The sequence below is a fragment of the Rubellimicrobium sp. CFH 75288 genome, assembly GCF_009904055.1.
GTDB lineage: Bacteria > Pseudomonadota > Alphaproteobacteria > Rhodobacterales > Rhodobacteraceae > Rubellimicrobium.
The window spans coordinates 210,325-234,975 of sequence record NZ_WYDP01000001.1 but is presented as its reverse complement, the minus strand read 5'-3'; the positions used below and the strand labels follow the sequence as shown (position 1 = coordinate 234,975).

Genomic DNA, 24,651 nt, shown 5'->3' with positions numbered 1-24,651 from the left:
CCGCTCAGCCGGGCTGCGGCGCGTCGGCATCGAGGCTGCGGCTGAGCGCGCAGAACCCCTCGAGGCTCACGCGCTCGGCCCGCTCGGTCGGCGGGATGCCCGCCCGCGCAAGGTGGTCCTCGATGTCGGGCGCAAGGCCGCGCAGACTCGAACGCAGCATCTTGCGCCGCTGGTTGAAGGCCGCGGCGACCACACGCGACAGCGTGGCGGCCCGGGCCGGAAAGCGCGGCTCCGGCAGCGCCTCGATGTGGACGACCGAGGACGAGACCTTGGGCGGCGGCACGAAGGCGCCGGGCGGCAGGTCCAGCACGATCCGGGGGCTGGCCCGCCACTGCGCGAGGATGGCAAGGCGCCCGTAGGCGTCCTCTCCCGGCCGGGCGACGATCCTCTGGGCGACCTCGCGCTGGAACATCAGCGTGAGCGAGGTCCAGAAGGGTGGCCAGTCGGGCGGGGTGAGCCAGCGGACGAGCAGTTCGGTCCCCACGTTGTAGGGCAGGTTGGCCACCACGCGCACGGGCGGGCGCAGCAGGCCCGTGACGTCGGCCTCGAGCGCGTCGCCGTGGACGACCTCGAGCCGTCCCGGCCAGTGCGCGGCGATCTGCGCGAGCGCGGGCAGGGCGCGCGCATCCTTTTCCACCGCGACGACGCGCCGGGCGCCCTCCGACAGCAGCGCGCGGGTGAGGCCGCCGGGGCCGGGCCCCACCTCGAGCACGTCGCAGGCCGACAGGTCGCCCGCCGCGCGCGCGATCCGCGCGGTGAGGGTCAGGTCGAGGATGAAGTTCTGCCCCAGCGCCTTGCGCGCCGACAGCCCGTGCGCCGCGATCACCTCGCGCAGGGGAGGCAGGCCGTCCGCGCTCAACCCCGCCACGGCACCCCCCGGCGACGCGACAGCTCGTCCGCGAGCCGGAGCGCCGCCACGGTCGAGGACGGGTCCGCCACCCCGCGCCCGGCGAGGCCGAACGCCGTGCCGTGATCGGGCGAGGTGCGCACGAAGGGCAGGCCCAGCGTGACGTTGACCCCGCCCGCGAAGTCCAGCGTCTTGGCCGGGATCAGCGCCTGGTCGTGGAACATGCAGATCGCGGTGTCATAGCCCGCGCGCGCCTCCGGATGAAACAGCGTGTCGGCGGACAGGGGGCCGCGCAGGTCCATACCCCCGGCACGCAGGCGTTCGAGGACGGGAGCGATGGTGTCGATCTCCTCGCGCCCCATCCGCCCGTCCTCGCCCGCATGGGGGTTGAGTCCCGCGACGGCAAGGCGCGGGGCCGCGATGGCCCAGTCGTCGCGCAGCGCCGCATGCACGATGCGGATCGTCTCCTCCAGCAGCGCCGGGGTCAGGTGGCGCGCCACCTCGGCCAGCGGAATGTGCACGGTGACGGGGACGACGCGCAGGACGGCCGAGGCGATCATCATCACCGCGCGCGTTCCCCCCGCGAGGTGCGAGAGATACTCGGTATGGCCGGGAAAGGCGAAGCCCGCCCCCTCCATCAGGGCGGCCTTGGAGATCGGCGCCGTGCAGAGCGCGCGCGCGCGCCCGTCGCGGATCAGGTCCACCCCCTCGGCGATGGCGGCGACGATCCCCGGCGCATGGGCCGGGTCCGGGCGGCCGGGCCGGGCAGGGGAGCCGAAATCGCGCACGAGGACCGGCAGCGCGCGGGGAGCGATGGCGGCCGCCTCCTCGGGCATCGCCTCGGCCCAGGGGGTGCGGGGAGGCAGGTGGCGCGGGTCCCCGATCCAAAGGACCGGCAGGCGCGTCAGGTCCCAGGCCCGCGCGGCGACCTCGGGCCCGATCCCGGCGGGCTCGCCGCAGGAGATGGCGATGGGCCGGGTGTCGCTCACTCTCCGACGATGACCGCCTGCGCCCTGAGGCCGGCCAGGATGGCATCGGCCTGCGACTGGAGGCGCTCGCCCCGGATGACGTTGGCGACGGTCTCGCGGTCGGGGGCCCCTTCCGGCAGGGGGTAGGTCCGCGCGCAGAGCATCACGAACAGAAGCGTCGCCCCTCCGTCCGCGGTGAGGCCCCAGGTCGCCTCGTTGCGGTCGAGCGAGGCGAGCGCGAGGGCGATGTCCGACGGGATCGCGGCCGGGGCGCGGGTCTCGCGCAGCAGCCGGTCGGCAGGCAGGCGCAGGCCATAGAGGTCGTCGCAGGTGTCGGTGCGCGCGGCGATGCGCTGCGCCTCGGCCAGCGCCTCGGGCGAGAGACCGCCGGGGATGCGCAGCACGGCATAGTCGATCTCCGTGGGCTCGGCCGCGGGCACGGCCCCCTCGCGCAGGCCGCGGAACTGGATCACCGCCACCGCGCCGGTCAGCTGCAGGGGCGGCGTCGTCTCGCCGGGCGAGAGGGTCAGGAACAGGTTCTGCAGCGCCGCCGGATATTGCGACAGCGGCTGCCATCCCAGTCGCCCCCCCTGCTCGCGCGAGGGGACGGCCGAATATTCGCGCGCCGCCGCCTCGAAGGCCGCCTCCGAGCGGATCGTGGCGAACTGGCGCGCCAGCGCCTGGGTCTGGTTGGAGATGTCGGGCCGCTCGGGCGGCGAGGGCATGATGATCTCGGCCAGGTTGACCTCGAGCCCGGCCGCCTGCGTCTGCTCCTGGGCGAGGCGCTGGTCGATGTCGGCCTCCGTCACCTCGACGCGCGCGGCAAAGCGGGCGCGGATGTAGTCGCGCCAGGTCGCGCTGACCGCCACGAAGTCGCGCAGCGTCTCGGGGGCGACGCCCTGGCTGGCCAGTCGTGCCTCGAACTCGGGCAGGGTGGTGCCGGCGCGGGCGGCGAAATCCTCGAGCGCGCGGGCCAGCCCCTCGGGCGGCAGCGACAGGCCGACGCGGTCCAGCTCCTGCTGACGCAGCCGGTCCTCGACGAGCTGGGTGCGGGCGATCCGGTCCAGATCGCCGGGCGTGTTGAACGCCGCGAGCAGGCGGCGGCGCTGGTCGATCTCCCAGCCGGTCACCGCCTGATCGTTGACCACGATGGCCGGGGAGAACAGGTCCTGCGCCGGCACCGGCACGGGCGCGAGGCCCAGACCCACGGCGGCGCAGACGGCGCCCAGCCAGACCCTCGTCATGGTCGTGTCCCTCCTTCAGCCCGGACAGGCGCCGGGACGGGCGCCCCGACTGCCGGCCGAGAAGCCCAACAGGTTCACCGCAAGGCCGAAATCCGTCGAAGGCTCCATCGCCTCGGACGTGGTGTAGCGGCGCGTCGCCGAAACGTCCACCTCGACGCATTCGTTGCGCCAGCCGATGCCGACGCTCGCCCGTTCGGGCCGGTCGGCCGCGAGGTCGTAGCGTGCCCCCGCGCGCAGCGTCCAGCGGTCGGTCGGCCGCCAGACGCCATCGAGCGTCCACTCGGCCGCGCGGTCCGCCCGGCCCAGATCCGCGTCCGGCGGCAGGTGGACATAGGCGGCGGACAGGTCGAAGGCCGCCAGGCGCCAGTCGATCCGCGCCTCGGACTGGCCGAACCCGTCGGCCCCGAGGAGCGCGCGCGCGCCCAGCGCCGCCCGGCCGCGCCAGTCGAAGCGGGCCTCCACCAGCCCGTCCGACGACAGCCCCCCGAGACCGGAGGCCGCGGCCGTCTCCATCGGATCGTCCCGCAGGACCTGCCCGAAGGCGAGCATCGCCGCCCAGTCGGTTGCCGTGCGGGTCCAGGCCAGACCGTAGGACAGCCGCCCCCCCTGCTCGGTTCCGTCCTCGCCGGGCAGGCGGCTCAGGGCGTGGAGGTTGCCGCGATCCAGCTCCGGCAGCAGGCTGTCCTCGGGCTGCGGGCGGTCTCCGGCCTCGCCGGTCCAGCCGAGCGAGATCACCGGCTCGAGCAGGTCCGACCGGCCGCCGGCCCCATGCCGGACCAGCGGCCAGCGCAGGGTGACGGCGGCGGCGGACCGGCCGCGCAGCCCCTCCGGGGACGCGGCGGAGTCGTCTCCCAGATGCCAGGCGTCGAGCGCGAACCGGCCTTCTGCCGCCACCAGCAGGCCTGGCCCCACCACGGCATCGCCCCGCCAGCCGAGCGCCGCCAGCGCCCGCACGCGGTCGCGCCCCGCCTCGCCCGCGATGTCGGCCGTGCGGGCAAAGGCGTCGAGCGCCCCTTCGAGACGGAGGACGCCCAGAGGCAGCGGCAGGCGCCGCTCCCACGAGGCGCTGCCGAGGAGCGGCGGCAGTTCCCCGTCCGCCTCGCCCGGCCTGAGCGAGCGGACATGGACCGCCTCGGCGATCAGCAGGTCGCGCTCGCCCGCGCCCTCGAAGCGCAGGATCGACTCGATCCGGTCGCGGTCGAACAGCCCGTAGTCGCGCAGGTAGCGGTCGTCCGACGGCGCCGTGCCGGAGAAGGCGAGGGTCGCGCCGGGCCCGAGGTCGAACCGCCCCTCGACCGCGAGGAACCCCCGGGGGTCGCGGGGCATGAGGCTGTCGGAGCTGACCGCGCCGGAGATCGTGAGGTCGCCCCGGCGCAGAGCCTCGCGATAGCGCAGCTGGAGCGTCCGCGTCCCCGGGGCGAGATAGGGCGTCAGGGTCAGGTCGCGGCTGGGCCCCAGGGCGACAAAGACGGGCAGCTGGAGGCCCACCCCGAGGCGGTCGTCGATCCGCAGCCGGGGGATGAGCAGACCGGAGGCGCGCGGGTTGTCGGGCGCGGGCAGCCGCAGCCGCGGCAGCCACAGGATCGGCACCCCGCGCACACGGAAGGTCGCGCGGTCGAACCAGATCTGGCGGGCCACCTCGTCATGGACGACCTGCGCGGCGGTGATCTCCCACAGCGGCGCGCGGCCCGGACAGACCTGGCAGGAGGTGACCGCCGCGCCGGTCAGCGCGCTCGCCCCCTCCAGACGGTCCACGCGGTTGGCGGCCAGCTGAAGCTGGCGGTCGAGGATCAGGCGCGCACCGCGCAGCAGACCCTCGCGCAGGTCGGGATCGAGTTCGGCGCTCTCGGCCGCGAGGATCTGGCCCGACGCCTCGCGGATCAGGATGGGCCCCTCGATGACGAGGCGCCCCGCTGGCCGGTCATAGGTCACGGCCGAGGCCGTCAGGGTCGTTCCCTGATAGAAGACTTGCACCGTGCCGCTGGCGATCAGCCGGCCCGCGGCATCCACGAACAGCCGGTCGGCCACCAGCGAGGCATCCTGCGCCGCGGCGGCCAGAGGCCAGAGGCAGGCCAGAAGCGCGGCGAGAAGGCGCCTCATGTCTCCTCCTGCTGGAGCAGCATGGCGAGCGCCAGCAGGACGGCCGCGACGGGCGGCGCCCAGGCGGCGAGGGCCGGCGGGATCTGCCCTGTCTCGCCCAGAACCTGCGAGACGTTGCGCAGCACCCAGACCGCAAAGCCCGTCAGCACCGCCAGAAGCGCAAGGACACCGGTCCGCCGTCCCCTCGGATGATGCATGGTGAACACGGCCGCGATCAGCGTCATCGCAAGCAGCAGCACGGGCTGGGCGAGTTCCATGTGCAGGTAGGTGAGGTGCCGGCGCGCGGCGAATCCCGCCTCCTCCAGCCGCGCGATGAAGCGCGGCAGCTCCCAGATCGGAATGGCCGAGGGTGCGCCGAAGCTGTTGCGGATCTCGTCGGCGGTGAGCGTCGAGGGCAGGGCGAGCGTCGGGTGCAACCGGGCCGCGGCTTCGGGATTGCGCGCCTCGAGCGGCCAGGACTTGGCGTCCCGCAGCAGCCAGGCGCCGTCGCCCAGGCGGGCCTCGGCCGCGTCCACCCGCTCGCGCGGGCGGCCCTCGGCGTCGAGCAGCAGAAAGGACACCCCGCGCAGGAGCGTCCCGTCGAGATTGGCCCCCCGCGCGCGGATCACGGCCTGTCCCTCCGGCCCGCCCTGCCGCAGCCACAGCCCCTCGTCCGCGAGGGCGAGGGTGGAGCCGCGGCCGGACAGGCGGTCGAGCCGGGCCTCGTATTCGCGCGAGGTCGCGGCGACGATCGGATTGAGGATGCCCGCCGCCAGCGCGCCGGCCATGATTGCGACGAGGCCCGGCCCGAGCAGCGCCCGCAGCGCCGAGCGGCCCGAGCCGCGCACGACCACGAGTTCCGACGAGCGCGCGAGGCCGAGGAACAGGACGATCGCGCCGAGGATCGCCACCAGCGGCAGCGCCATGTGCAGCTCCGACGGCACCGCGAGCAGGGTCAGCGCCACCACCCCGCCCAGCCCCTCCGTCTGGTCGCCGAAGCGGCGGATATGCTCGATCAGGCCCACGAGCGTCAGCACGAGAAAGATCGCGCCGAAGGTGGACAGCAGCGTGCGCGCAAAACGGCGGGCGAGGTAGCGGTCCAGGATCACGCCGGCGCCTCCGCGGGATCGGCCCGCCCGGCGCGCCGCCAGGGACGCGCCGCCCGTGCCAGCAGCAGCGCCCCGACCGCGAGGCCGAACAGGGCGGGCGCATAGACGAGGGGCCAGAGGGCAGGGTCGTCGCGCGCGGCTTGAAGGGCGACGGCCTCCACGGCCTTGACCGCGATGGCGAGCAGGATGCCCAGCGCCACCTGTTTCCAGGCGCCGAAGCGGCTGAACCCGCCCTGCAACATGGCCGCCAGCGCCAGAAGCGCCGCGACCGGCGCCAGCAGCGTCTCGGCCATGCGGTTGTGCCCTTCGGCGCGCAGGCGGGCGGCGCTGCGACCGGTTTCCGCCTCGAGCGCGGGCGTGGGCCGGAGCAGCTCCAGCGTGCCCACCTCGCGCCAGGAGCGGGCATCGGAGCCGCCGGAGGGCAGAAGCGGGCTCAGGTCATAGACCAGATCGGCATAGCGCGTCACGAGAAGCCCCCCCGTCCGGGGGTCGATGCGCTGCATCTGGCCGTCCACCATGACGAGCTGCGGTCCCCCCTCGCCGCGCACGAGATAGGCGTGGCTCGCCGTGTAGGTCGTGGGTTCCCCGCCCTCGCGGCTGTCCGACAGCAGAAGCCCCCTCAGCTCGCCCTGCGCGGAGACGGAGGCGATGTAGAGCGTGACGCCGGGCACGGGGCTCACGAACTCCCCCTCGCGCAGCAGGCGGGCGGTCGCCGTCTCGGCGATCTCGGCCTGGCGCGAGTCGATCCGGCCGATGCTTGCCGGCACGAGGCCGTGCGACAGGACCGACATCAGGGCCATGACGATCAGGCCGAAGGCGAGCACGGGGCGGGCCAGCCGCCACGGCGAGGCCCCCGTCGCCTGCAGGACCACGAACTCGGAATCCCCCGTCAGCCGGTTGAGCGCCACGAGCGCTGCCACGAAGGCCGCGAGGGGCAGGACGAGCTTGACGACGCCCGGCAGCGCCAGGGCGGTGAACTCCAGGAACACCCAGGCCGACTGCCCGTCCGAGATCAGCTGGTCGAACAGGACCACGGCCCGGTTGACCCAGTAGATCATCACGAGCACGAGCGCGGTCAGCCCGAAGACGAGCATGAACTGCCACAGGATGTATCGGTCGATCCGGCCCAAGGGCCCCCTCCGCGCCGCGCCTCTCCAGCCCTAGCCCGGATCGCGGCCGGGTTGAACCGTCCTCTGGTCGCGGCCCGGACGGCGGGCTAGGAACGGCCGAGCCGAAAGGAGCCCCGATGACCGAGCCCGTCACGCCCCAGTTCCGCCCGCTGGACCCCGCCGCCCTGCCCGCCGTCGAGGGGCGGCTCGCGCTTCTCGTCCCGCCCGAGGGGCGTCTGCCCGCGGCCGCGCGGGCGGTGGACCGGGCCACGCGCAAGGCGCTGTCGCGGATGCTCGCCGCGCCCGCCTGGGCCAAGCTCAAGCCCGGAGAGGCCACGGTGATGGCCTGGCCCGGCGGCCTCGCGGCCGAGGCGCTGATCGTCGTCAAGGCGCCCCGCCGCCCCGGCCCGGCCGAGGCGCGCGCGGCGGGCGGCGCGATCGCCAAGCATCGCGGCACGGGCGCGCTGACCGTGGCCGCGGGCGATGCGCCCCTGCTCGAGGAGACGGTCATGGCGCTCACCTTGCGCGCCTACGACTTCGCCGCCCACAAGACCGGAGAACGCGAGGCGCCGGGCCCCGTCACGATCCTGTGCGCCGACCCCGAGGGGGCGGCGGCGCGTCTGGAGCCCTTCGCGGCCGTGGCCGAGGGCGTGTTCTTCGCCCGCGACCTGGTGAGCGAGCCTGCCAACGTCCTGACCACCACCGAGTTCGCCACCCGTCTCGAGGGGCTGCGCGATCTCGGCCTCGAGGTGGAGGTGCTCGACGAGGCGGCGCTCGAGCGGATCGGGATGCGGCTGCTGCTGGCGGTGGGGCAGGGCTCCGAGAGCCCCTCGCGCGTGGTCGTGATGCGTTGGACCGGCGGCGGGGACGAGGCGCCGCTCGCGCTCGTGGGCAAGGGCGTGTGCTTCGACACGGGCGGCATCTCGATCAAGCCCGCCTCCGGCATGGACGACATGACGATGGACATGGCGGGCGCGGCCACCGTCGCGGGCGTCATGCGCACGCTCGCCCGCCGCAAGGCCCGCGCCAATGTCGTGGGCCTTGTGGGCCTCGTCGAGAACATGCCCTCGGGGCGCGCCACGCGGCCCGGCGACGTGGTCCGCTCGCTCAAGGGCGACACGGTCGAGATCATCAACACCGACGCCGAGGGGCGGCTCGTGCTGGCCGACGTGCTCTGGCACGCGCAGGAGACCTATGCCCCTCGCGCCATCGTCAACCTGGCCACGCTGACCGGCGCCATCATCGTCGCGCTCGGCCACGAGAATGCGGGTGTGTTCTCCAATGATGACGCGCTCGCCGATGCCCTGGTGGCCGCCGCCCGCGCCGAGGGCGAGGGGGCGTGGCGCATGCCCATGGGCGACGCCTACGACGCCATGCTCAAGAGCGACGTGGCCGACATGAAGAACGTGGGCGGCCGCGACGGCGGCTCGATCACCGCGGCGCAGTTCCTCAAGCGGTTCATCCGCGAGGGCACGCCCTGGTGCCACATCGACATCGCCGGGGTGGCCAAGGTCAAGGCCGAGACGGCGCTCTCGCCCAAGGGGGCGACGGGCTGGGGGGTGATGACGCTCGACCGCCTCGTGCGCGACCGGTTCGAGGGCTAGGGGCAGGGGCCCGGACGGGATCGGCGCGATCATGGCCGAGGCGATGTTCTACGGCACCCGCGGCACCCCGCCCGACACGGCGCTGCCCCAGCTTCTGGACCGCATCCTGGCGCGGGGCTGGCGGGTGGAGCTGCGCGGGACCGACCGCGCGCGGATGGAGGCGCTGGACCTCGCCCTCTGGACGGACGGCGACGGCTTCCGCCCCCACGGCCTGGCCGGAGGTCCCCACGACGCGCTCCAGCCGGTCCTGCTGACCTGGACCCCGGCCGCGAGCGGGCGGGACTGCCTCGTCCTGATCGACGGCGCGGCGCTGGCCGAGGGCGAGGCCGCATCGGCGCAGCGGGTCTGCATCCTGTTCGACGAGGACGACGAGGCCGCGCGCCGCACCGCCCGCGACCAGTGGCGGGCCGCCGTCGCCGCGGGCGTCCCGGTGCGCTACTTCGTGCGCGAGGACGGACGCTGGACGCTCAGGAGCGAGCATCCCCCCCCGCGCTGATCCCGGTCCAGCGCGCCTCGTGCGCCTCGATGGCGGCGATGCGCGCCTCGGTCCTCGGGTGGGTCATCAGCCAGGCCGGCGGCTCGGCCCCGCGCCGCCCGGCCATCGTCCCCAGCTTGGCGAGCAGGCGCTTGAGCGGCGCCGTTCCCATCCCCGCCTTCATCAGCAGCGCCGCGGCGTATTCGTCCGCCTCGTATTCCGCCCGCCGCGACAGCCCCGCGGCGACCAGCCCCATCAGCCACTGCGCCACGAGAGGGCCCAGGCCGGGGATGATCCGCCCCAGCACCAGCGCCAGCCCCATCGCCGCCGCGTTCTGCCCCGTGAAGTCGATCAGCCGCCGTCGCGCATGGCCCAGCGCCACATGGCCCAGCTCGTGCGCCACCACCGCAGCCAGTTCCTCGTCCGTCACCTGCCCGGCGCGGAAGCGGTCATAGAGGCCCCGCGTGACAAAGATCCGCCCGTCATGCAGCGCCAGCGCATTGACCATCGGCACGTCATACAGGTGCACCCGCACCCGCGGGATGTCGAGCGCGGCCGCGAGCCGCCCCAGCGCGGGTCGCAGGGCCGGGTCGATCAGCTCGGCCGAGCGGGTGTCGAGTTCGCGCGCCGTGCGCCAGGCCATCAGCCGCGCATAGACCACGGCCGCCACCAGCGTAAGCAGGATGGGAAGAAACTTCATCATCGCCCGACCCATATGGGGCCGGGTCCGGCCCCCCTCAAGCGAGGCGTGTTGCCGCGATCGTGACAAAGACCCCCACGAGGCCCCCGATCAGCGCCCAGACTAGCGCCCACTGCACGAGATCGGCGGGCTTGCCGCCCCGCCGCCGCGCCGCCAGCGTGCCCAGGACGGCGCCGATCGCCAGGCCGAGAAGGGGAAGGATCATGGCAGCCTCACCGAAGGGCGACGGGGCGGAGCGAGCGGACCTCCCGAAGCCGCGCATCCACCGCCTCGGGACGGCCGAACCCGTAGCGTGCCCGGGCGAGGCCGTCCAGCCGCGCCGCCCTTGCCGCCGCCGGCCGGCCGAGGCTCTCGAGCGCCTCCGCACGCAGAAGCAGGATCGTCGCGGCCAGCGCGGCGTTGCCATGCGCCTCGGCCACGGGCAGCGCCTCGGCCGCCAGGTCGAGCACGGGCCCGGGCTCGCCTTCGGCGAGGGCGAAGGCCATCAGCTGCATGGCGGCATGGGCCCGGTGCAGCGCGGCCGCGGGCGAGCGGTCAAAGGCCCGATGGGCCGCCGCAAAGGTCGCCCGGGCCTCTTGCGGTTCGGCCGAGGCCTGCAGGCGTCCGAGCGCGAGAAGCGCCGAACCTTCGAGGCGGGGGGCAGGGCCGGCCGCGCGGGCCATGCCGACCGCGGCTTCCGCAGCCCGGCGCCTGCGGACGGGACCCGCGGCCTCGGCATGGGCCTCCTCCATCGCGCGGGCCCATTCGACAGGCAGGCGCGTCACCGGTCCCGCATCCCCCTGCTCTCCGGCAGGGTTGAGCCGGGCGAGGATGCCCGGCAGGCGCGCGGCCACCTCGGCCCGGCTCATGCCCGCGCGCAGCGCCCCGTCGTTCAGCGCCCGCAGCACGAGCATGTCGAAGCCCGTCAGCGTGCCGTGCACGTTGTCGTCGTTGAACACCGAATCCGGCAGGTGCCACAGGTCGTTGAGCGGGCCGAGCGCCTGGGCCACCTCCTCGTGCAGGCAATCGCGGATCTCCTGCGGGGCGGCGTCGGAGGGCACGAACACCGCCGCGCGGTGCCGGCGGACCACGCGGGCCCAGTCGAGCGCCCCGGTGCCCCGCAGGCGCAGGAAGTCGTCCCAGTCCTCGGCCTCGGGCACGACGAAGCAGGCCGCCTGCGGGGCCGCGCGGGCGATCTCGGCCGCGGGGACGGCCTGCACCGTGATCTCGGCCGGCCTGTCCGCCGCCACCTGCCGGATCGGAAGGCGCGCCTCGCTCCGCAGCCGCGCGAGAAGCAGCGACAGCTCGCGCCCGAGGCCGGGCGGGGCCGGACCCCGCACGCGCAGGCGCACCGGTCCCTCGAACCGGCTCAGCGCCGCCACCGGACGCCCGCCTTCGAGGGCAAAGGCCAGATCCAGGATGTCGCGGGCCATCTCGGCGTTGGAGCGCAGGGGAGGGCCGGCGGGACCGGCAAAGGGGAGCGGCCCGGAGCCGGGCGCGGCCTCGGGCAGGGCCCGCGCCGTCGGCACGGCGAGCGTGACCGGCGCGCAGGCCGCCAGAAGCCCGGTCAGGACGAGGGCTGCGAGCTTCATGGCGCGGCGACGGCGCGGCGGGTCATGGCGTGGCGGTCCTCCACCGCGACGGGCGGGGCGAAGGAGCGGCCCGATTGCGGCGAAATCGTGGCGCCACCCACCGGCCCGTCGGCATCCGTGGCCTCGGGGCCACGTCAGCATCGCGGCGCAAGCACCTGAATCGCCGGGAAGGCGCGCGCGACCAGAGCCTTGGGCCCGGCGCCGCTCTCCGCCGTCCGCCCGGCGGACGACAATCACGGAAAAGGGGGCGTGACAGGGGAGAGCACCCGAAGTAAGGAGCCCGCTAAGGACAGTGGGGTTGCCGGGACGGGCGCCTTCGTGGCCCCCCCGGATCGGGACAAGGGGAGCAGCCATGAAAGCCGAGGTCTTCCTTCCGGAGGATTACCGTCCCGCAGAGGACGAACCCTTCATGAACGAGCGGCAGCTCGAATACTTCCGCCGCAAGCTGCTCGCCTGGAAGGCCGAGATCCTCGAGGAATCCCGCGAAACCATCGAGGGGATGAAGGGCGCCACGCGCAACATCCCCGACATCGCCGACCGCGCCAGCGAGGAGACCGACCGGGCGCTCGAGCTGCGCACCCGCGACCGGCAGCGCAAGCTCGTCGCCAAGATCGACGCGGCCCTGCGCCGGATCGAGGATGGCGAATACGGCTATTGCGAGATTACGGGCGAGCCGATCTCGCTCAAGCGTCTCGATGCCCGCCCCATCGCCACCATGACGCTCGAAGCCCAGGAACGCCACGAGCGGCGGGAGAAGGTGCATCGCGACGACTGACGCCCTCATCGTCGGCGGGGGGATCGCGGGGCTGGCATCCGCCCTGACCCTGCACCGCCGCGGCCTGCGCCCCCTGGTCCTCGAGCGCGCTCCCGCCCTGGCCGAGATCGGGGCGGGCCTCCAGGTCACGCCAAACGGCATGGCGGTTCTGCGCGGCCTCGGACTCGACGCGCTCGTGGCGCGCAGGGGCGTTCCGGCCGAGGCGGTCGAGCCGCACGACGCGCTGACGGGGCGCAGGCTCGCGCGCTTTCCGGTTCCGTCGCCCGGCCGCTGGGTGTTCATCCGCCGCACTGCCCTTCTGGACGTGCTCGCGCGGGCAATGGACGAGGCCGGCCTGCCCCTGCGGACGGGAACGCCGGTGGACTCGTCCGTCCCCGGTGCGGTCGTGACCGCGGGGGGCGAGCGGCTGGCCGCGCCGCTGGTCGTGGGGGCGGACGGCATCCGCTCGGTCCTGCGGGCGGGCCTTCTGACCGAGGCGGGCCCGACCTTTGCGGGGCAGGTGGCCTGGCGCGCCCTCGTCCGCGCGCCGCACGACCCCGTGGCGCGGATCTGGATGGCGCCGGGCCGGCATGTCGTTACCTATCCCCTGGGGGAAGGGTGGACCAACCTCGTGGCCGTGCGCGAGGAGCGCGGCTGGGCCGAGGAGGGCTGGCACCTGCGCGACAGCCCCGACGCGCTGCGGGCGGCCTTCGCGGACGTGGCCCCGCCGCTGGCCGCGATCCTCGCGCGGGTGGAGGAAACGGGTCGCTGGGGCCTGTTCCGTCGCCCCGTCCCGCTGCGCTGGCACGATGCCACGCGCGTGCTGGTGGGGGACGCGGCCCATCCGACGCTGCCCTTTCTTGCACAGGGAGCGAATCTCGCACTCGAGGATGCCTGGGTCCTCGCACGCGAGGTGGGCCGCGGCGGACGGCTGGACGAGGCGCTGGCGCGCTATCAGGCCCAGAGGCGCCCGCGCGTGGTGCGCGCCGTCGCGGCAGCGGATGCGAATGCCCGCAACTATCACCTGCGCGGCCTGTCCCGGCGGGCGGCGGCCCTTGCGCTGACGGCGGTCGGCCTTGTCGCCCCGGCCGCCTTCCTGCGCCGCTACGCCTGGCTGCACGGCCACGACGTCACGGCCGCGGGCTGAGCGGTCAGAAGTTGGCCGCCACGCGGTCCGTCACCCGTTCCAGCACGGTATGGCTGCGCCAGTCCACGCGGAACGCATCCTGGCCCACGCGCATGTACACCCAGCCGTCCCGCACCGGGGGCAGGCCGTAATAATCGGCGTTCAGGATGATGTTGTAGCGCCCGCGGGGCAGAACCTCGCCCACATCCACGAGCGGCGTCGCCACGGAGGCCGAGCGCAGGACGGTCGGCTGGACCTCTGCCGCCGGCTGGGCGGCCACGGTGATGCAGCGCGCCCCCGTGTTGGCGGTGGAGCAGGCCAGGCCGAGCGTCGGCAACAGCGTCAGGGCCGCCGCCCCGAGGGCGGCGCGAAGCGGAAGAGGCATCGTGAAACCTCACGGTCCGAGGAGTTGCCCGTCCAACGGCAACAGCCCGCCACGGGTTCCAACCTGCCGGAGATTTCGCTTGACAGCCGCAGCGGACGCGACTCAGGCGTCCAGCTCGGCCCAGACCGGCACATGGTCCGAGGGCTTCTCCCCCGCCCGGGCCTCGCGCTCCACCCAGGCATCGCGCAACAGGTCCGCGGCCTGCGGCGACAGCAGGTGATGGTCGATGCGGATGCCGTCGTCGCGCTCCCACGCGCCGCGCTGATAGTCCCAGAAGGTGAACGGCCCCGCGGCGTCGAAGGGCCGCCGCAGGCGGATCGCGTCATAGAAGCCCATCGCCTCGACCCGCCGGAAGGCCGCCCGCGACTCCGGCAGAAACAGCGCGTCCCCGGCCCAGGCCTCGGGTCGGCGGGCGTCGCGCGGCTCGGGGATCACGTTCCAGTCGCCACCCAGCACGACCGGCTCCTCCGTCGCCAGCAGATCGGCCGCCCGCGCCCGCAGCCGGTCGAACCAGCGCAGCTTGTAGGCATATTTCGGCCCCGGCGCCGGGTTGCCGTTGGGCAGGTAGAGACAGCACAGCCGCACCGCCCCCTTCCCGCCCATCGCGGTCGCTTCCAGCCAGCGCGCCTGCGCGTCGTCCTCCCCGTCAGGTCCCGCCCCCTCCGCATCCGGCAGGCCGCGCACCACGTCCTCGAGCGCGAGCCGCGACAGGATGGCGACCCCGTTGAAGCTCTTCTGCCCGTGCGTCTCGACCCGATAGCCCAGCCGCTCGACCTCCTCGCGGGGGAAACCCTCGTCCGGGATTTTGATCTCCTGCAGGAGCGCCACGTCCGGCCCCCGCTCCTCCAGCCAAGCCAGCAGGACCGGCAGGCGCGCGCGCACGCCGTTGATGTTCCAGCTCGCGATCCGCACGCGCGTCAGACCGAGAAGGACGTGCCGCAGCCGCAGGACGCGGTCGCGTTGGGGTTGTCGATGGCGAACCGCGACCCGATCAGCTCCTCGGCAAAGTCGATCCGCGCTCCGGCAAGAAAGGGCAGGGAGACGGGGTCCACGACCACCGTTTCTGCCCCGTCCGTCAGCACCGTGTCGTCCGCCCGCACCTCGTCCAGAGCGATCTCGTACTGGAAGCCCGAGCAGCCGCCCCCCGCCACCGCCACGCGCAGCGCCTTGCCCTGCGCCGCCGCGCCGATCTCGCGCAGCCGCTCGAAGGCGCGGGGGGTAACGGTCGGCGGCACGACGGGCATCTGGAAGGACATGCGCGGGCTTCCTCGGGGGGTCCTCGGGCTGCCCCCCATATAGCCGCGCGGCGGGCCGCGCTCAACGGGCGGCCCTGTTCTTTCGCGGCGCACGCATTATGACGCCACCAGAGGAGGCTTCCGATGCGCGCCCGCTACGCCTGCCGCCCCGACCGCACCCGCGGCCGCCTCCACGTCGAGGCGGAATCGACCTTCCGCACCCCGTTCCAGCGCGACCGCGACCGCATCATCCATTCCTCCGCCTTCCGCCGCCTCAAGCACAAGACCCAGGTCTTCGTCGAGCACGAGGGCGACTACTTCCGCACCCGCCTGACCCACTCGATCGAGGTGGCGCAGGTCGCCCGCACCGTCGCCGGGGCGCTCGGCCTCGACACCGAACTGACCGAAGCCGTGGCGCTCGCCCACGACCTCGGCCATCCCCCCTTCGGCCATACCGGAGAGGAGGCCCTCGACGAGCTGATGCGTCCCCATGGCGGCTTCGACCACAACGCCCAGGCCATCCGCATCGTCACCTCGCTCGAACGCCACTATGCCCTCTGGGACGGGCTCAATCTCACCTGGGAGACGCTCGAGGGCATCGCCAAGCACAACGGCCCGGTCGCCCGCCCCGCCCACTGGGCGCTCGAGGAGTACAACGCCGTCCACGACCTCGCGCTCGAGACCCACGCCTCGGCCGAGGCGCAGGTCGCGGCGCTGGCCGACGATATCGCCTATTCGCACCACGACCTGCACGACGGGCTGCGCGCCGAGCTGTTCGGCACGGACGAGCTGGCCGAACTGCCGGTTCTGCACGACTGCTTCGCCGAGGTGGACCGCCTCCATCCCGGCCTCAACTACTACCGCCGCCGGCACGAGGCGCTGCGCCGCTTCTTCGGCGTGCTGGTCGAGGACGTGATCGGCCTCGCCCGCCGCACGCTGGCCGAGATGGACCCCCCCGACGCGGACGCGATCCGGGACGCGGGCCGCATGGTGATCCGCTTCTCGCCCGCGCTCTGGTCGGACCTCTCCCGGATCAGGGCCTTCCTGTTCCACCGGATGTATCGCGCGCCCTCGGTGGTGGAGATGCGCCGCACGGTGACGGGCGTCATCCGCGACCTCTTTCCCCTGTTTCTGGCGAATCCCGAGGAACTGCCCCGCCAGTGGCGCAAGGACGTGGCCGAGGCCGCGGACGAGACCGCGCTCGCGCGCATCGTCGCGGACTACATCGCCGGGATGACCGACCGCTTCGCGATCGAGACCCATGCCCGCCTTCTGGGCTCGGACATGGTGGATCGCACCCGCGCCCTGCGCGGCCATACCTGATTCGGCGCCGCGCCCCCCTGTCAAGGCGTTGCGCGGACGGGGCAGGGTGCGCGCGGTGGCCCAACCCTTTCTTAACCCTCTCGGGCCATGCTAGGGGCACGCACCACCGCAACCGCCCGGACCCCAGCCATGAACCTCTTTGCCGACATCCGTTCCCTCGTCCTCGACGCCGTCGCGGCGCTGGGGCGCGACGGGCGCCTGCCGGCCGACCTGCCGACCGAATCCGTCACGGTCGAGCCGCCGCGCGATCCCGGCCACGGGGACATGGCCACCAATGCCGCGATGGTGCTGGCCCGGCCGTCGGGCCTCGCCCCCCGCGACCTCGCCGCGCTTCTGGCCGAACGGCTCTCGGCCGATCCCCGCATCGCCTCGGCCGAGCCGGCGGGGCCGGGCTTTCTCAACCTCCGCCTCGCGCCGGCGGTCTGGCAGGACACGGTCCGCGCCGTGCTGACCGATCCCGATTACGGCCGCTCCGACCAGGGCGCGGGCCGGCGCGTCAATGTCGAGTTCGTCTCGGCCAACCCCACGGGACCCATGCATGTGGGCCATGCCCGCAACGCCGTGTTCGGCGACGCGCTGGCCTCGCTTCTGGCCTTCGCCGGCTGGGAGGTCACGCGCGAATACTACGTCAACGACGGCGGCGCCCAGGTGGACGTGCTCGCCCGCTCTGCCTACGAGCGCTACCGCGAGGCGCATGGCCACCGCCCCGACATCGCCGAGGGGCTCTATCCCGGCGACTACCTCGTGCCCGTGGGCGAGGCGCTCAAGGACCGCTTCGGCGACTCGCTCCTCGACCGGCCCGAATCGGAATGGCTGCCCCTCGTGCGGGACTTCGCCACCGAGGCCATGCTCGCCACCATCCGCGACGACCTTGCCGCCCTGGGCGTGCGCATGGACGTCTATTCCAGCGAGAAGGCCCTCTACGGCACCGGCCGGATCGAGGACGCGATCGAGCGGCTGCGCAGCCTCGGTCTCATCTACGAAGGCGTGCTCGAGCCGCCCAAGGGCAAGCTCCCCGAGGACTGGGAGCCGCGCGAGCAGACGCTGTTCCGCTCGACCGCGCATGGCGACGACGTGGACCGTCCCGTGAAGAAGAGCGACGGGAGCTGGACCTACTTCGCCCCCGACATCGCCTATCACTTCGACAAGACGCAGCGCGGCTACGACCTGCTCATCGACGTGTTCGGCGCCGATCACGGCGGCTACGTCAAGCGGATCAAGGCCATCGTCTCGGCCCTGACGGGGGGGCGCGTTCCCATCGAGATCAAGCTCATCCAGCTCGTCAAGCTCATGGAGAACGGCGAGGTGGTGAAGATGTCCAAGCGGCGCGGCACCTTCGTCACCCTGCGCGACGTGGTGGAGGAGGTGGGCGCGGACGTGGCGCGCTTCACCATGCTCACGCGCAAGAACGACGCACCGCTCGACTTCGACTTCGCCAAGGTGCGCGAGCAGAGCAAGGACAACCCCGTCTTCTATGTCCAGTATGCCCATGCCCGCGCCTCCTCGGTCCTGCGCCGCGCGGCCGAGGGGGGGATCGACACGGCCGCGCCCGCGCTGGCCGCGGCCGACCTGTCGCGCCTCGAGCACGAGGCCGAGCTGCGCGTCGCCCGCCGCCTGGCCGAGTGGCCCCGCCTCGTCGAGATTGCGGCCCGCGGGCTCGAGCCGCACCGGATCGCCTTCTTTCTCTACGACTTGGCGTCCGATTTTCATGCGCTGTGGAATCGCGGCAACGACGATCCCGCGCTGCGCTTCGTCCAGGACGGCGATCCGGCCACGACGCAGGCGAAAATCGCCCTCGTCCGGGCCGTCTCCGTTGTCATCGCATCCGGCCTCGGTATCCTTGGCGTGACCCCGGCGCAGGAGATGCGCTGAAGCGCGCGGACCGGGGCCGAGGCAGTGCCGGGCCCCGTGCCCGGGGACAGAGCAGCGAGGCAGTTCATGGCAGACGCAACCGTCGATCCCCCCGCCTTTGGGCCCGACCATCCCGCTCCCGCGGCCGCTCCGGGGGCGCCCGAGCCGGCCGCTGCGCGCCCCGCTGCGCCGTCTGCGTCGTCTGCGCCGCCCAGCGGCGCGCGCATCGTCGCCCAGCGTCTGGCCGCGTCGAGGGCCGTGCCCGGCGCGTTGCCCGGTCTGGGTGAATCGGGAGCCGCGGCGGCGCTGGCGCAGTTCAACGCCGCACAGCGCGGACCCATCGCCAAGGCGCGGCTGGCCGTCTGGGCGGTCGGCGGGGTGGCCTCGCTCGCGCTTCTCGCCGGAATCGGTGCCTGGGGCTACAAGGTCGTTCTGCGCGAGATGTTCGGACCCCCCGTCGTGGTGGCAGAGGCCGGTCCAATGCGGATGGCGCCGGCCGATCCGGGCGGCGCCGTGGCGCCGAATCAGGGGCTCGCCGTCAACGCCATTCCGGCCGCCGGCAACGCCGCCCCGCCCTCCGACGTGCTCCTGCTCGCCCCGCCCGGTCCGGGCCTCGCGCCGGAGGACATGGAGGTAGCCCAGACCATGGCCGAAGCCGGCGAGGTGGAACCCGTCGTGGCCGATCCCCTGGCCGTCACGGGGGTGACGCAGACGGCCGCCCTGCGCCCGGCCGGACCTTCGGTCGACCGGCCCATGACGGCCGAGGAGGTGATCGCCTTCGCCGACCGCATCGCGCGCGGCGCCGATCCCGTTCCGGCCGAGCCCGCAGCCCCGGTCGCCGTGCCCGAGGCAGCCGAAACGGTGGCCGATCTGCCGCCCATCGCCCCCGCTCCGCCGGTGGCCATCCCGGAGGGCACGCCCGTCGTCTCCCTCGTGACGGCTGCCGCGACGGTTCCCGCCAACGTGCCCGGCGTCGCCGCCGCCCTGCGCCCGCCGCCGCGCCCGGCCACGCTGGCCTCGGCCTCCGCTGCGGCCCCGGCGCCTGCCCCGACCGAACCCGTGGCGCAGGCGATCGCGCTCACCGGGGACCTGCCGCCGGGGACGAGCCTCGTGCAGCTCGGCGCCTTCGACTCGGCCGAGGTGGCCGCCGGAGAATGGGATCGCCTGATGAGCCGCTTCGGCACCTTCCTGCAGGGCCACGAGCGCGTGATCCAGCGCGCCGAGAGCGGCGGCAAGGTGTTCTACAGGCTCCGCGCGGCCGGGTTCTCGGAACTGGCCGATGCGCGCCGGCTCTGCGCCGCGCTGGTGGCCGAGAACGCGCAGTGCATCCCGGTGACGGTCCGGTGAGACCCTCGGCCGCCATCCTCGGGGTCGAGGGTGCGACCCTCAACCCGTGGGAGCGCGGATTCCTGCGCGAGGTGAACCCCTGGGGCTTCATCCTCTTTGCGCGCAACGTCGAGACGCCGGATCAGCTCCGGCGTCTCACCGGCGCCATGCGCGACCTTCTGGGCCGCGATGCGCCGATCCTGATCGACCAGGAGGGCGGACGCGTCCAGCGTCTGCGCCCGCCCTTCTGGCGGCGCTACCTCCCGGCGTTGGAGCAGATGGAGTCGGCCGCCGACCCGCTCAGGGCCCAGTGGGTGCGCAACCGCCTCATCGCCGCCGAGCTGCACGATGTCGGCGTGGACGTGAACTGCGCCCCGCTCGCCGATCTCGTGGAGCCCGAGACGCATCCCGTCCTGCGAAACCGGCTCTACGGCAGCGAGGTGGACGCGGTCGTGCAGGCCGCCAGGGCCTGCGCGGATGCCCTGCTGGCCGGGGGAGTCCTGCCGGTGCTCAAGCACATCCCCGGCTACGGCCGGGCCACGGTGGACAGCCACCTCGAACTGCCGCATGTCCGCGCCGATCGCGAGGCGCTCGCCGCCAGGGACTTCGCCCCGTTCCGTGCGCTGGCAGACCTGCCCCTCGGCATGACGGCGCACATCGTGTTCGACTCCGTGGACCCGGCGCGTCCCTGCACCACCTCGCCCGCGGCGATCCGCCTGATCCGCGAGGAGATCGGCTTCGAGGGCCTGCTGATGACGGATGACATCGGCATGGAGGCGCTGTCGGGCTCCATGGCCGACCGGACCCGCGAGTCGCTGGCGGCGGGGGTGGACGTGGTGCTGCACTGCAAGGGCGACCGCGAGGGCCTGGAGGACGTGGCCTCCGCCCTCCGGCCCCTCTCCGACGCGGCGATGGTCCGCGCCGACCGTGCGCTGGCGGCGCGACGTCCTCCCGATGCTGCCGACCTGGGCGCCCTGGTCGAGGAACTGGCCGACCTGGTGCCGGACGGGGCCGCCTGATGGACGGCGCGCCGGCTCCCTCCGGGGCGCTGATCGTCGAGGTGGGCGGCTTCGAGGGGCCACTCGATCTTCTCCTCGCGCTCGCGCGCCAGCAGAAGGTGGACCTGCGCGAGATCAGCGTCCTGGCACTGGCGCGGCAGTATCTGGCCTTCGTCGAGCGGGCCGCTCTGGCGCAGATCGACCTGGCCGCCGACTACCTCGTGATGGCGGCGTGGCTGGCCTACCTCAAGTCCCGGCTCCTTCTGCCCGACCCGGCAGAGGAGGCCCCGGAGGCCGAGGAGATGGCGCGCGACCTCACCTTCCGCCTCGCGCGCCTCGAGGCGATGCGCCGCGCGGCGGCAAGCCTGATGGAGCGGCCGCGCCTCGGCCGGGACGTCTTCGGCAGGGGCATGCCCGAACCGACCGAGGACCGCGCCGTGATCCGCTGGACCGCGGGGCTGCACGACCTGCTGTCGGCCTATGCGGCCGTTCGGACACGGGACGACTTCCGTCCCCTCGCCCTGGAGCGGCGCGACGTCCTGACCATGGAGGAGGCGATGGAGCGGCTCCGCCCCCTCCTGGGCGAGGCGGTCCGCTGGTCGCTGCTCGCGGAGTGGGTCCCGCCGGGCTGGGATGGCCCACGCCGACGCAGCGCCACCGCCGCGACCTTTGCCGCCGTGCTCGAACTCGTCCGGGAGGGCGTCGCGGAACTGCGCCAGGCCGGCCCCTTTGCCCCGCTTCAGGTCCGAGCCAGGCCGCCGCAATGATGGCGGCCGATCCGCCCCCACCGGCAGAGCAGGAACGCATGGTGGAGGCCATCCTGTTTGCCGCGGGCGAACCGCTGGATGCGGCGGCGATCGCCGAGCGCCTTCCGCCGGGCTGCGACGTGCGGGCGGCCCTCGACGCGCTGGGCCGACGCTATGCCGGGCGCGGGGTGGAACTGGTCCGGACGGGCGGGGCATGGGGCTTCCGCACGGCCGCCGACCTGTCCCACCTGCTGCGACGGGATGTCGTGGAGACCCGCCGCCTGTCCCGGGCCGCCACCGAGACGCTGGCGATCATCGCCTATCACGGACCCGTGACCCGTGCGGAGATCGAGGAGATCCGCGGCGTCACGGTCAGCCGGGGCACGCTCGACCAGCTCGTGGAGATCGGCTGGGTCCGGCTGGGGCGCCGGCGCGACAGCCCCGGTCGCCCCGTCACCTTTGTCACGACCGAGGCCTTCCTGCACCATTTCGGGCTGGCGAGCCTGTCCGATCTGCCGGATCTGCGGGAGCTTCGGGCGGCGGGGTTCCTCGCCGGCCCGGACGGCAGAGGTCAGGGCGAGGCAGAGCCGGGGGAGGAGCCGGGCTGATCGGACGGGTTCGCCCAGCGCGTCGTCTCGTGCATCAGATCGGCGGTGCGATCATAGAGCTGGCGGAACACGGCCCAGTGACGGTCGTAAACCGGCCGGTGGTGCGGCGCGACCTGCCTGACGGGCGGGTTCCAGGTGTCGATGTCGTCCTCGTGCGCGAGGTCCAGCGCGCGGGCTGCGAGAAAGGCATCGCCATAGGCGGCGCCGAAGGTGAGCCGGCGCAGCTCCTGCGGCAGCCCGATCATGTCCGCGGTGGCCTGAAGCCAGACCGGGTTCCGCGTCCCTCCCCCCACAGCCATGATCCGGCCGACGGGCGAGCCCGCCTCGGCAAAGGTCTCGGCGATGTGCCGTGTGGCCGCCGCGATTCCCTCCAGCGCCGCGCGCATGAGGTCGCCCCGCCCGTGCGTCAGGTCGAGTCCGAAGAACACCCCACGGGCGAGCGGATCATGGATCGGGGTCCGCTCGCCCGAGAAGTAGGGCAGGCAGACGAGGCCGCGGGCTCCCGGAGGCGAGGCCTCCGCCTCGGCCGAGAGGGCGGCAAAGGCCTCCTCGCGCGGGAGGTCGGGGGCGAGGAGGCCGCGCAGCCACTGGGTCAGCGTGCCCGAGGTGGCCAGCCCCGCCATGGCGGCATGACGGCCGGGGACCAGCCAGGGCGCGGCCCAGAGGCGGGGGTCGCGGACCGGCGCCCGGGCGATCTGGATGACAAAGACGGTCGAGCCCATCATCACCATCGTGTCGCCGGGCCGCCGCACCCCCACCGACACCGCTTCGGCCGCGGCGTCGATCGTGCCCGTGGTCACCGGCGTGCCGGGGGCGAGACCGGTGGCACGGGCGGCCGCTGCCGTCACCTCGCCCGCGATCTCGGCTGACCAGAGGAGACGCGGAAGCTGTTCGGGCGCGCAGAGGCCGTGGAGGTCGTCGGACCATTCGCCCCGGGTCTGGTCGAAAAGGGGGGCCCAGCTTCCGGCCGTGTAGCGGTCCATCGCGAAGGCGCCGGTGAGCCGCTCGAGCACAAAGCTGGTGGCGGTGTGGAGGCGCACGGTGCGGGCCCAGTTCCCGGGCTCTTGGCGGGCGATCCAGAGGATCTTGGGGCCCACCGCCTGGGAGTTGAGCGCCGTGCCTGCAAGCGACAGGATGCGCTCCTCGCCGAGGCGGGCGTTCAGCTCGGCGATCTCGGCGCCGGCGCGGGTGTCCACGCCGTAGAGGATGCCGGCGCGCAGAGGGTGTCCGTCCCGGTCCACGGGCAGGCAGCAGGGGCCGATTGCGCTGACCGCCAGAGCCTTCACGTCCCGTCCCCCGAGGCCCGATTGCGCCAGCAGCGCCTGCGACAGGTGGGTGACGGCGCCCCACCAGTCGGCCTCGGCGTCGTGCTCGGCCCAGCCGGGGCGGGGCACGCGCATCTCGTGCGGACGGCGCGCCTGGGCCAGAAGTCGGCCCGTGGAGGCGTCCACCAGGGCGCCCTTGGCCTCGAAGGTGCCGATGTCGATGCCCATGGTAACGGTCATGGTCCGCGCTCCAGCCGGAGGTCGGGGCCGATGCGGCCGAGAGCGGCCGCAAGAAGCCGCGTCAGCCCCTCGAGGTCGCGCAGGTCGCAGACCTCGAGCGGGGAATGAGAGTGTCGCATGGGAAAGCCCACGTCGATGGAGGCCACCCCTTCGCCCACGGTCTGGACATAGGAGAGGTCCGTGAGCACCCCGACCTGCGCGCTGCGCTGAAGCGGGATCCCCTCGGCCGCGGCGGCGTCCTCGAACAGGCGGACAAGGGCGGGGTGGGGGATCACGCCGTTGAGCGTGCCGCGCCCGTGAAAGGAATAGAGGCTCATCCCCGGCCCGGCGCCCAGCGCCATCTCGCCCCGGTCGGCGAGATCGGGCGTGTCGGTGGCCAGCATCAGGTCGATCTGGATCGCGATGTCGGGGCGCAGCGTCTGGGCCGCGACCACGGCGCCGCGCAGGTTGAACTCCTCCTGCACGGACCAGACGAGGTGGATCGTGGGGCCGCCCGGCCGCCGGGCCAGCCGCTCGGCCAGGGCAACGAGGACGGCGCAGCCCGCGCGGTCGTCCACCGCCGTTGCGGCGAAGCGGTCGCCCGCGAGCGGCAGGACGCGCGGGTGATAGACGACCGGCGTACCGATGCGGATGCCCGCCTGCTCAACCGCCGCGCGGGAGCCGTGGCCGGTGTCGATGCGGATGTCGGCCGCGGTGGGGACCACGTATTTCTCGGTGGCGGGGGTGGCATGGTGGGCCTTGACCATGACCACGCCCGGCACCGGCGCGCGTCCCGGCGGGCAGAGCAGGACGGCCTGCGCCAGCATCGCCTTTTCCGCCACGCCGCCCATGCGCTCCACCCGGATCAGCCCGTCCGATTCCACCCGACGCACGACGAATCCCAGCTGGTCCATATGCGCAAAGACCATCGCCGTCGGAGCCGCAGCATCGCCCGGAAAGGTTAAGATCAGGTTGCCGAGCCGGTCGGTTCTTGTGGACAAGCCTGTGGACAGGAGCCTGTCGCGCAGCCAGGCGGCCACGGGCTCCTCGTGGCCGGCAAGGCCGGGCAGGAGGCAGAGGGCGGAGAGGTCCTCGCGCAGGCCCATGGG

The 24,651-nt window shown here is 73.7% G+C and carries 24 protein-coding genes; 10 read left to right on the top strand and 14 right to left on the bottom strand.

Annotated features, from left to right (window positions below):
- Positions 1–4 precede the first annotated feature (4 nt).
- Genes rsmA through lptF form a run of 6 tightly spaced genes read right to left on the bottom strand, consistent with a single transcriptional unit; the run spans position 5 to position 7,377 of the window.
- On the bottom strand, positions 5–859 hold the full coding sequence (rsmA, locus tag GT358_RS01115) for a 16S rRNA (adenine(1518)-N(6)/adenine(1519)-N(6))-dimethyltransferase RsmA (protein ID WP_166581058.1): 855 nt from the start codon (positions 857–859) through the stop codon (positions 5–7).
- Positions 856–1,836, bottom strand: a complete 981-nt coding sequence (gene pdxA, locus GT358_RS01110) for a 4-hydroxythreonine-4-phosphate dehydrogenase PdxA (RefSeq protein WP_371416186.1) — start codon at positions 1,834–1,836, stop codon at positions 856–858. Before pdxA ends, rsmA begins: the two co-directional genes overlap by 4 nt.
- The gene (locus tag GT358_RS01105; RefSeq protein ID WP_166580724.1) at positions 1,833–3,059 is read right to left on the bottom strand and encodes a peptidylprolyl isomerase; all 1,227 of its coding nucleotides are present in this window, start codon (positions 3,057–3,059) and stop codon (positions 1,833–1,835) included. The genes pdxA and GT358_RS01105 overlap by 4 nt, the downstream gene beginning before the upstream one ends.
- A 15-nt stretch (positions 3,060–3,074) precedes the next feature.
- Positions 3,075–5,159: an LPS-assembly protein LptD gene (locus GT358_RS01100; RefSeq protein WP_166580723.1), complete on the bottom strand. Its 2,085-nt coding sequence runs from the start codon at positions 5,157–5,159 to the stop codon at positions 3,075–3,077.
- Complete coding sequence (gene lptG, locus GT358_RS01095) at positions 5,156–6,247, bottom strand: LPS export ABC transporter permease LptG (RefSeq protein ID WP_166580722.1); 1,092 nt, start codon at positions 6,245–6,247, stop codon at positions 5,156–5,158. The genes GT358_RS01100 and lptG overlap by 4 nt, the downstream gene beginning before the upstream one ends.
- Positions 6,244–7,377 (bottom strand): LPS export ABC transporter permease LptF, encoded by a 1,134-nt coding sequence (gene lptF / locus GT358_RS01090; protein ID WP_166580721.1) that lies wholly within the window; start codon positions 7,375–7,377, stop codon positions 6,244–6,246. The genes lptG and lptF overlap by 4 nt, the downstream gene beginning before the upstream one ends.
- A 116-nt stretch (positions 7,378–7,493) precedes the next feature.
- On the opposite strand from lptF, the gene GT358_RS01085 reads away from it, so the two are divergent.
- Both GT358_RS01085 and GT358_RS01080 read left to right on the top strand, forming a co-directional pair.
- Entirely contained in the window at positions 7,494–8,960 is a 1,467-nt protein-coding gene (locus GT358_RS01085; RefSeq protein ID WP_166580720.1) for a leucyl aminopeptidase, read from the top strand.
- A 31-nt stretch (positions 8,961–8,991) separates the two neighbouring features.
- Positions 8,992–9,456, top strand: a complete 465-nt coding sequence (locus GT358_RS01080) for a DNA polymerase III subunit chi (protein WP_208103255.1) — start codon at positions 8,992–8,994, stop codon at positions 9,454–9,456.
- Here the strand turns inward: GT358_RS01080 and GT358_RS01075 are convergent.
- From GT358_RS01075 to GT358_RS01065, 3 genes are read right to left on the bottom strand one after another with little or no spacing between them, the layout of a single operon-like run.
- Entirely contained in the window at positions 9,428–10,138 is a 711-nt protein-coding gene (locus GT358_RS01075; RefSeq protein WP_166580719.1) for a M48 family metallopeptidase, read from the bottom strand. The genes GT358_RS01080 and GT358_RS01075 overlap by 29 nt on opposite strands.
- 34 nt (positions 10,139–10,172) lie before the next feature.
- On the bottom strand, positions 10,173–10,340 hold the full coding sequence (locus tag GT358_RS01070; protein WP_166580718.1) for a hypothetical protein: 168 nt from the start codon (positions 10,338–10,340) through the stop codon (positions 10,173–10,175).
- A 7-nt stretch (positions 10,341–10,347) separates the two neighbouring features.
- Positions 10,348–11,706, bottom strand: coding sequence for a DUF2927 domain-containing protein (locus tag GT358_RS01065; protein WP_166580717.1), 1,359 nt, complete (start codon positions 11,704–11,706; stop codon positions 10,348–10,350).
- A 352-nt stretch (positions 11,707–12,058) separates the two neighbouring features.
- Between GT358_RS01065 and dksA the strand changes: the two genes are divergently transcribed.
- Both dksA and GT358_RS01055 read left to right on the top strand, forming a co-directional pair.
- On the top strand, positions 12,059–12,481 hold the full coding sequence (gene dksA / locus GT358_RS01060; protein WP_166580716.1) for an RNA polymerase-binding protein DksA: 423 nt from the start codon (positions 12,059–12,061) through the stop codon (positions 12,479–12,481).
- Entirely contained in the window at positions 12,468–13,607 is a 1,140-nt protein-coding gene (locus GT358_RS01055; protein WP_166581055.1) for an FAD-dependent oxidoreductase, read from the top strand. Before dksA ends, GT358_RS01055 begins: the two co-directional genes overlap by 14 nt.
- A 4-nt stretch (positions 13,608–13,611) precedes the next feature.
- On the opposite strand, the gene GT358_RS01050 is transcribed toward GT358_RS01055, so the two are convergent.
- From GT358_RS01050 to GT358_RS01040, 3 genes are all read right to left on the bottom strand, one after another.
- Positions 13,612–13,971 (bottom strand): hypothetical protein, encoded by a 360-nt coding sequence (locus GT358_RS01050; protein WP_166580715.1) that lies wholly within the window; start codon positions 13,969–13,971, stop codon positions 13,612–13,614.
- A 102-nt stretch (positions 13,972–14,073) separates the two neighbouring features.
- Entirely contained in the window at positions 14,074–14,883 is an 810-nt protein-coding gene (xth, locus tag GT358_RS01045) for an exodeoxyribonuclease III (protein WP_166580714.1), read from the bottom strand.
- Between the two features lie 5 nt (positions 14,884–14,888).
- Complete coding sequence (locus tag GT358_RS01040; protein ID WP_166581054.1) at positions 14,889–15,215, bottom strand: iron-sulfur cluster assembly accessory protein; 327 nt, start codon at positions 15,213–15,215, stop codon at positions 14,889–14,891.
- A 135-nt stretch (positions 15,216–15,350) separates the two neighbouring features.
- Here GT358_RS01040 and GT358_RS01035 point away from each other — a divergent pair, with 135 nt between their 5' ends.
- From GT358_RS01035 to scpB, 6 genes are all read left to right on the top strand, one after another.
- The gene (locus GT358_RS01035; RefSeq protein WP_166580713.1) at positions 15,351–16,529 is read left to right on the top strand and encodes a deoxyguanosinetriphosphate triphosphohydrolase; all 1,179 of its coding nucleotides are present in this window, start codon (positions 15,351–15,353) and stop codon (positions 16,527–16,529) included.
- 129 nt (positions 16,530–16,658) lie between these two features.
- Positions 16,659–18,401, top strand: a complete 1,743-nt coding sequence (gene argS, locus GT358_RS01030) for an arginine--tRNA ligase (RefSeq protein WP_166580712.1) — start codon at positions 16,659–16,661, stop codon at positions 18,399–18,401.
- Between the two features lie 66 nt (positions 18,402–18,467).
- Positions 18,468–19,727, top strand: coding sequence for an SPOR domain-containing protein (locus GT358_RS01025; RefSeq protein WP_166580711.1), 1,260 nt, complete (start codon positions 18,468–18,470; stop codon positions 19,725–19,727).
- Positions 19,724–20,725 (top strand): glycoside hydrolase family 3 protein, encoded by a 1,002-nt coding sequence (locus tag GT358_RS01020; protein WP_166580710.1) that lies wholly within the window; start codon positions 19,724–19,726, stop codon positions 20,723–20,725. The genes GT358_RS01025 and GT358_RS01020 overlap by 4 nt, the downstream gene beginning before the upstream one ends.
- Positions 20,725–21,471 (top strand): ScpA family protein, encoded by a 747-nt coding sequence (locus GT358_RS01015; RefSeq protein WP_166580709.1) that lies wholly within the window; start codon positions 20,725–20,727, stop codon positions 21,469–21,471. The genes GT358_RS01020 and GT358_RS01015 overlap by 1 nt, the downstream gene beginning before the upstream one ends.
- Before the next feature lie 38 nt (positions 21,472–21,509).
- Positions 21,510–22,058, top strand: coding sequence for an SMC-Scp complex subunit ScpB (gene scpB / locus GT358_RS01010; protein WP_166580708.1), 549 nt, complete (start codon positions 21,510–21,512; stop codon positions 22,056–22,058).
- On the opposite strand, the gene GT358_RS01005 is transcribed toward scpB, so the two are convergent.
- Together GT358_RS01005 and GT358_RS01000 are read right to left on the bottom strand one after the other, a co-directional pair.
- On the bottom strand, positions 22,022–23,563 hold the full coding sequence (locus GT358_RS01005; RefSeq protein ID WP_166580707.1) for an FGGY-family carbohydrate kinase: 1,542 nt from the start codon (positions 23,561–23,563) through the stop codon (positions 22,022–22,024). The two genes, scpB and GT358_RS01005, sit on opposite strands and share 37 nt — an antisense overlap.
- Positions 23,560–24,648, bottom strand: a complete 1,089-nt coding sequence (locus tag GT358_RS01000) for a M20/M25/M40 family metallo-hydrolase (protein WP_166580706.1) — start codon at positions 24,646–24,648, stop codon at positions 23,560–23,562. The genes GT358_RS01005 and GT358_RS01000 overlap by 4 nt, the downstream gene beginning before the upstream one ends.
- Positions 24,649–24,651: the final 3 nt, after the last annotated feature.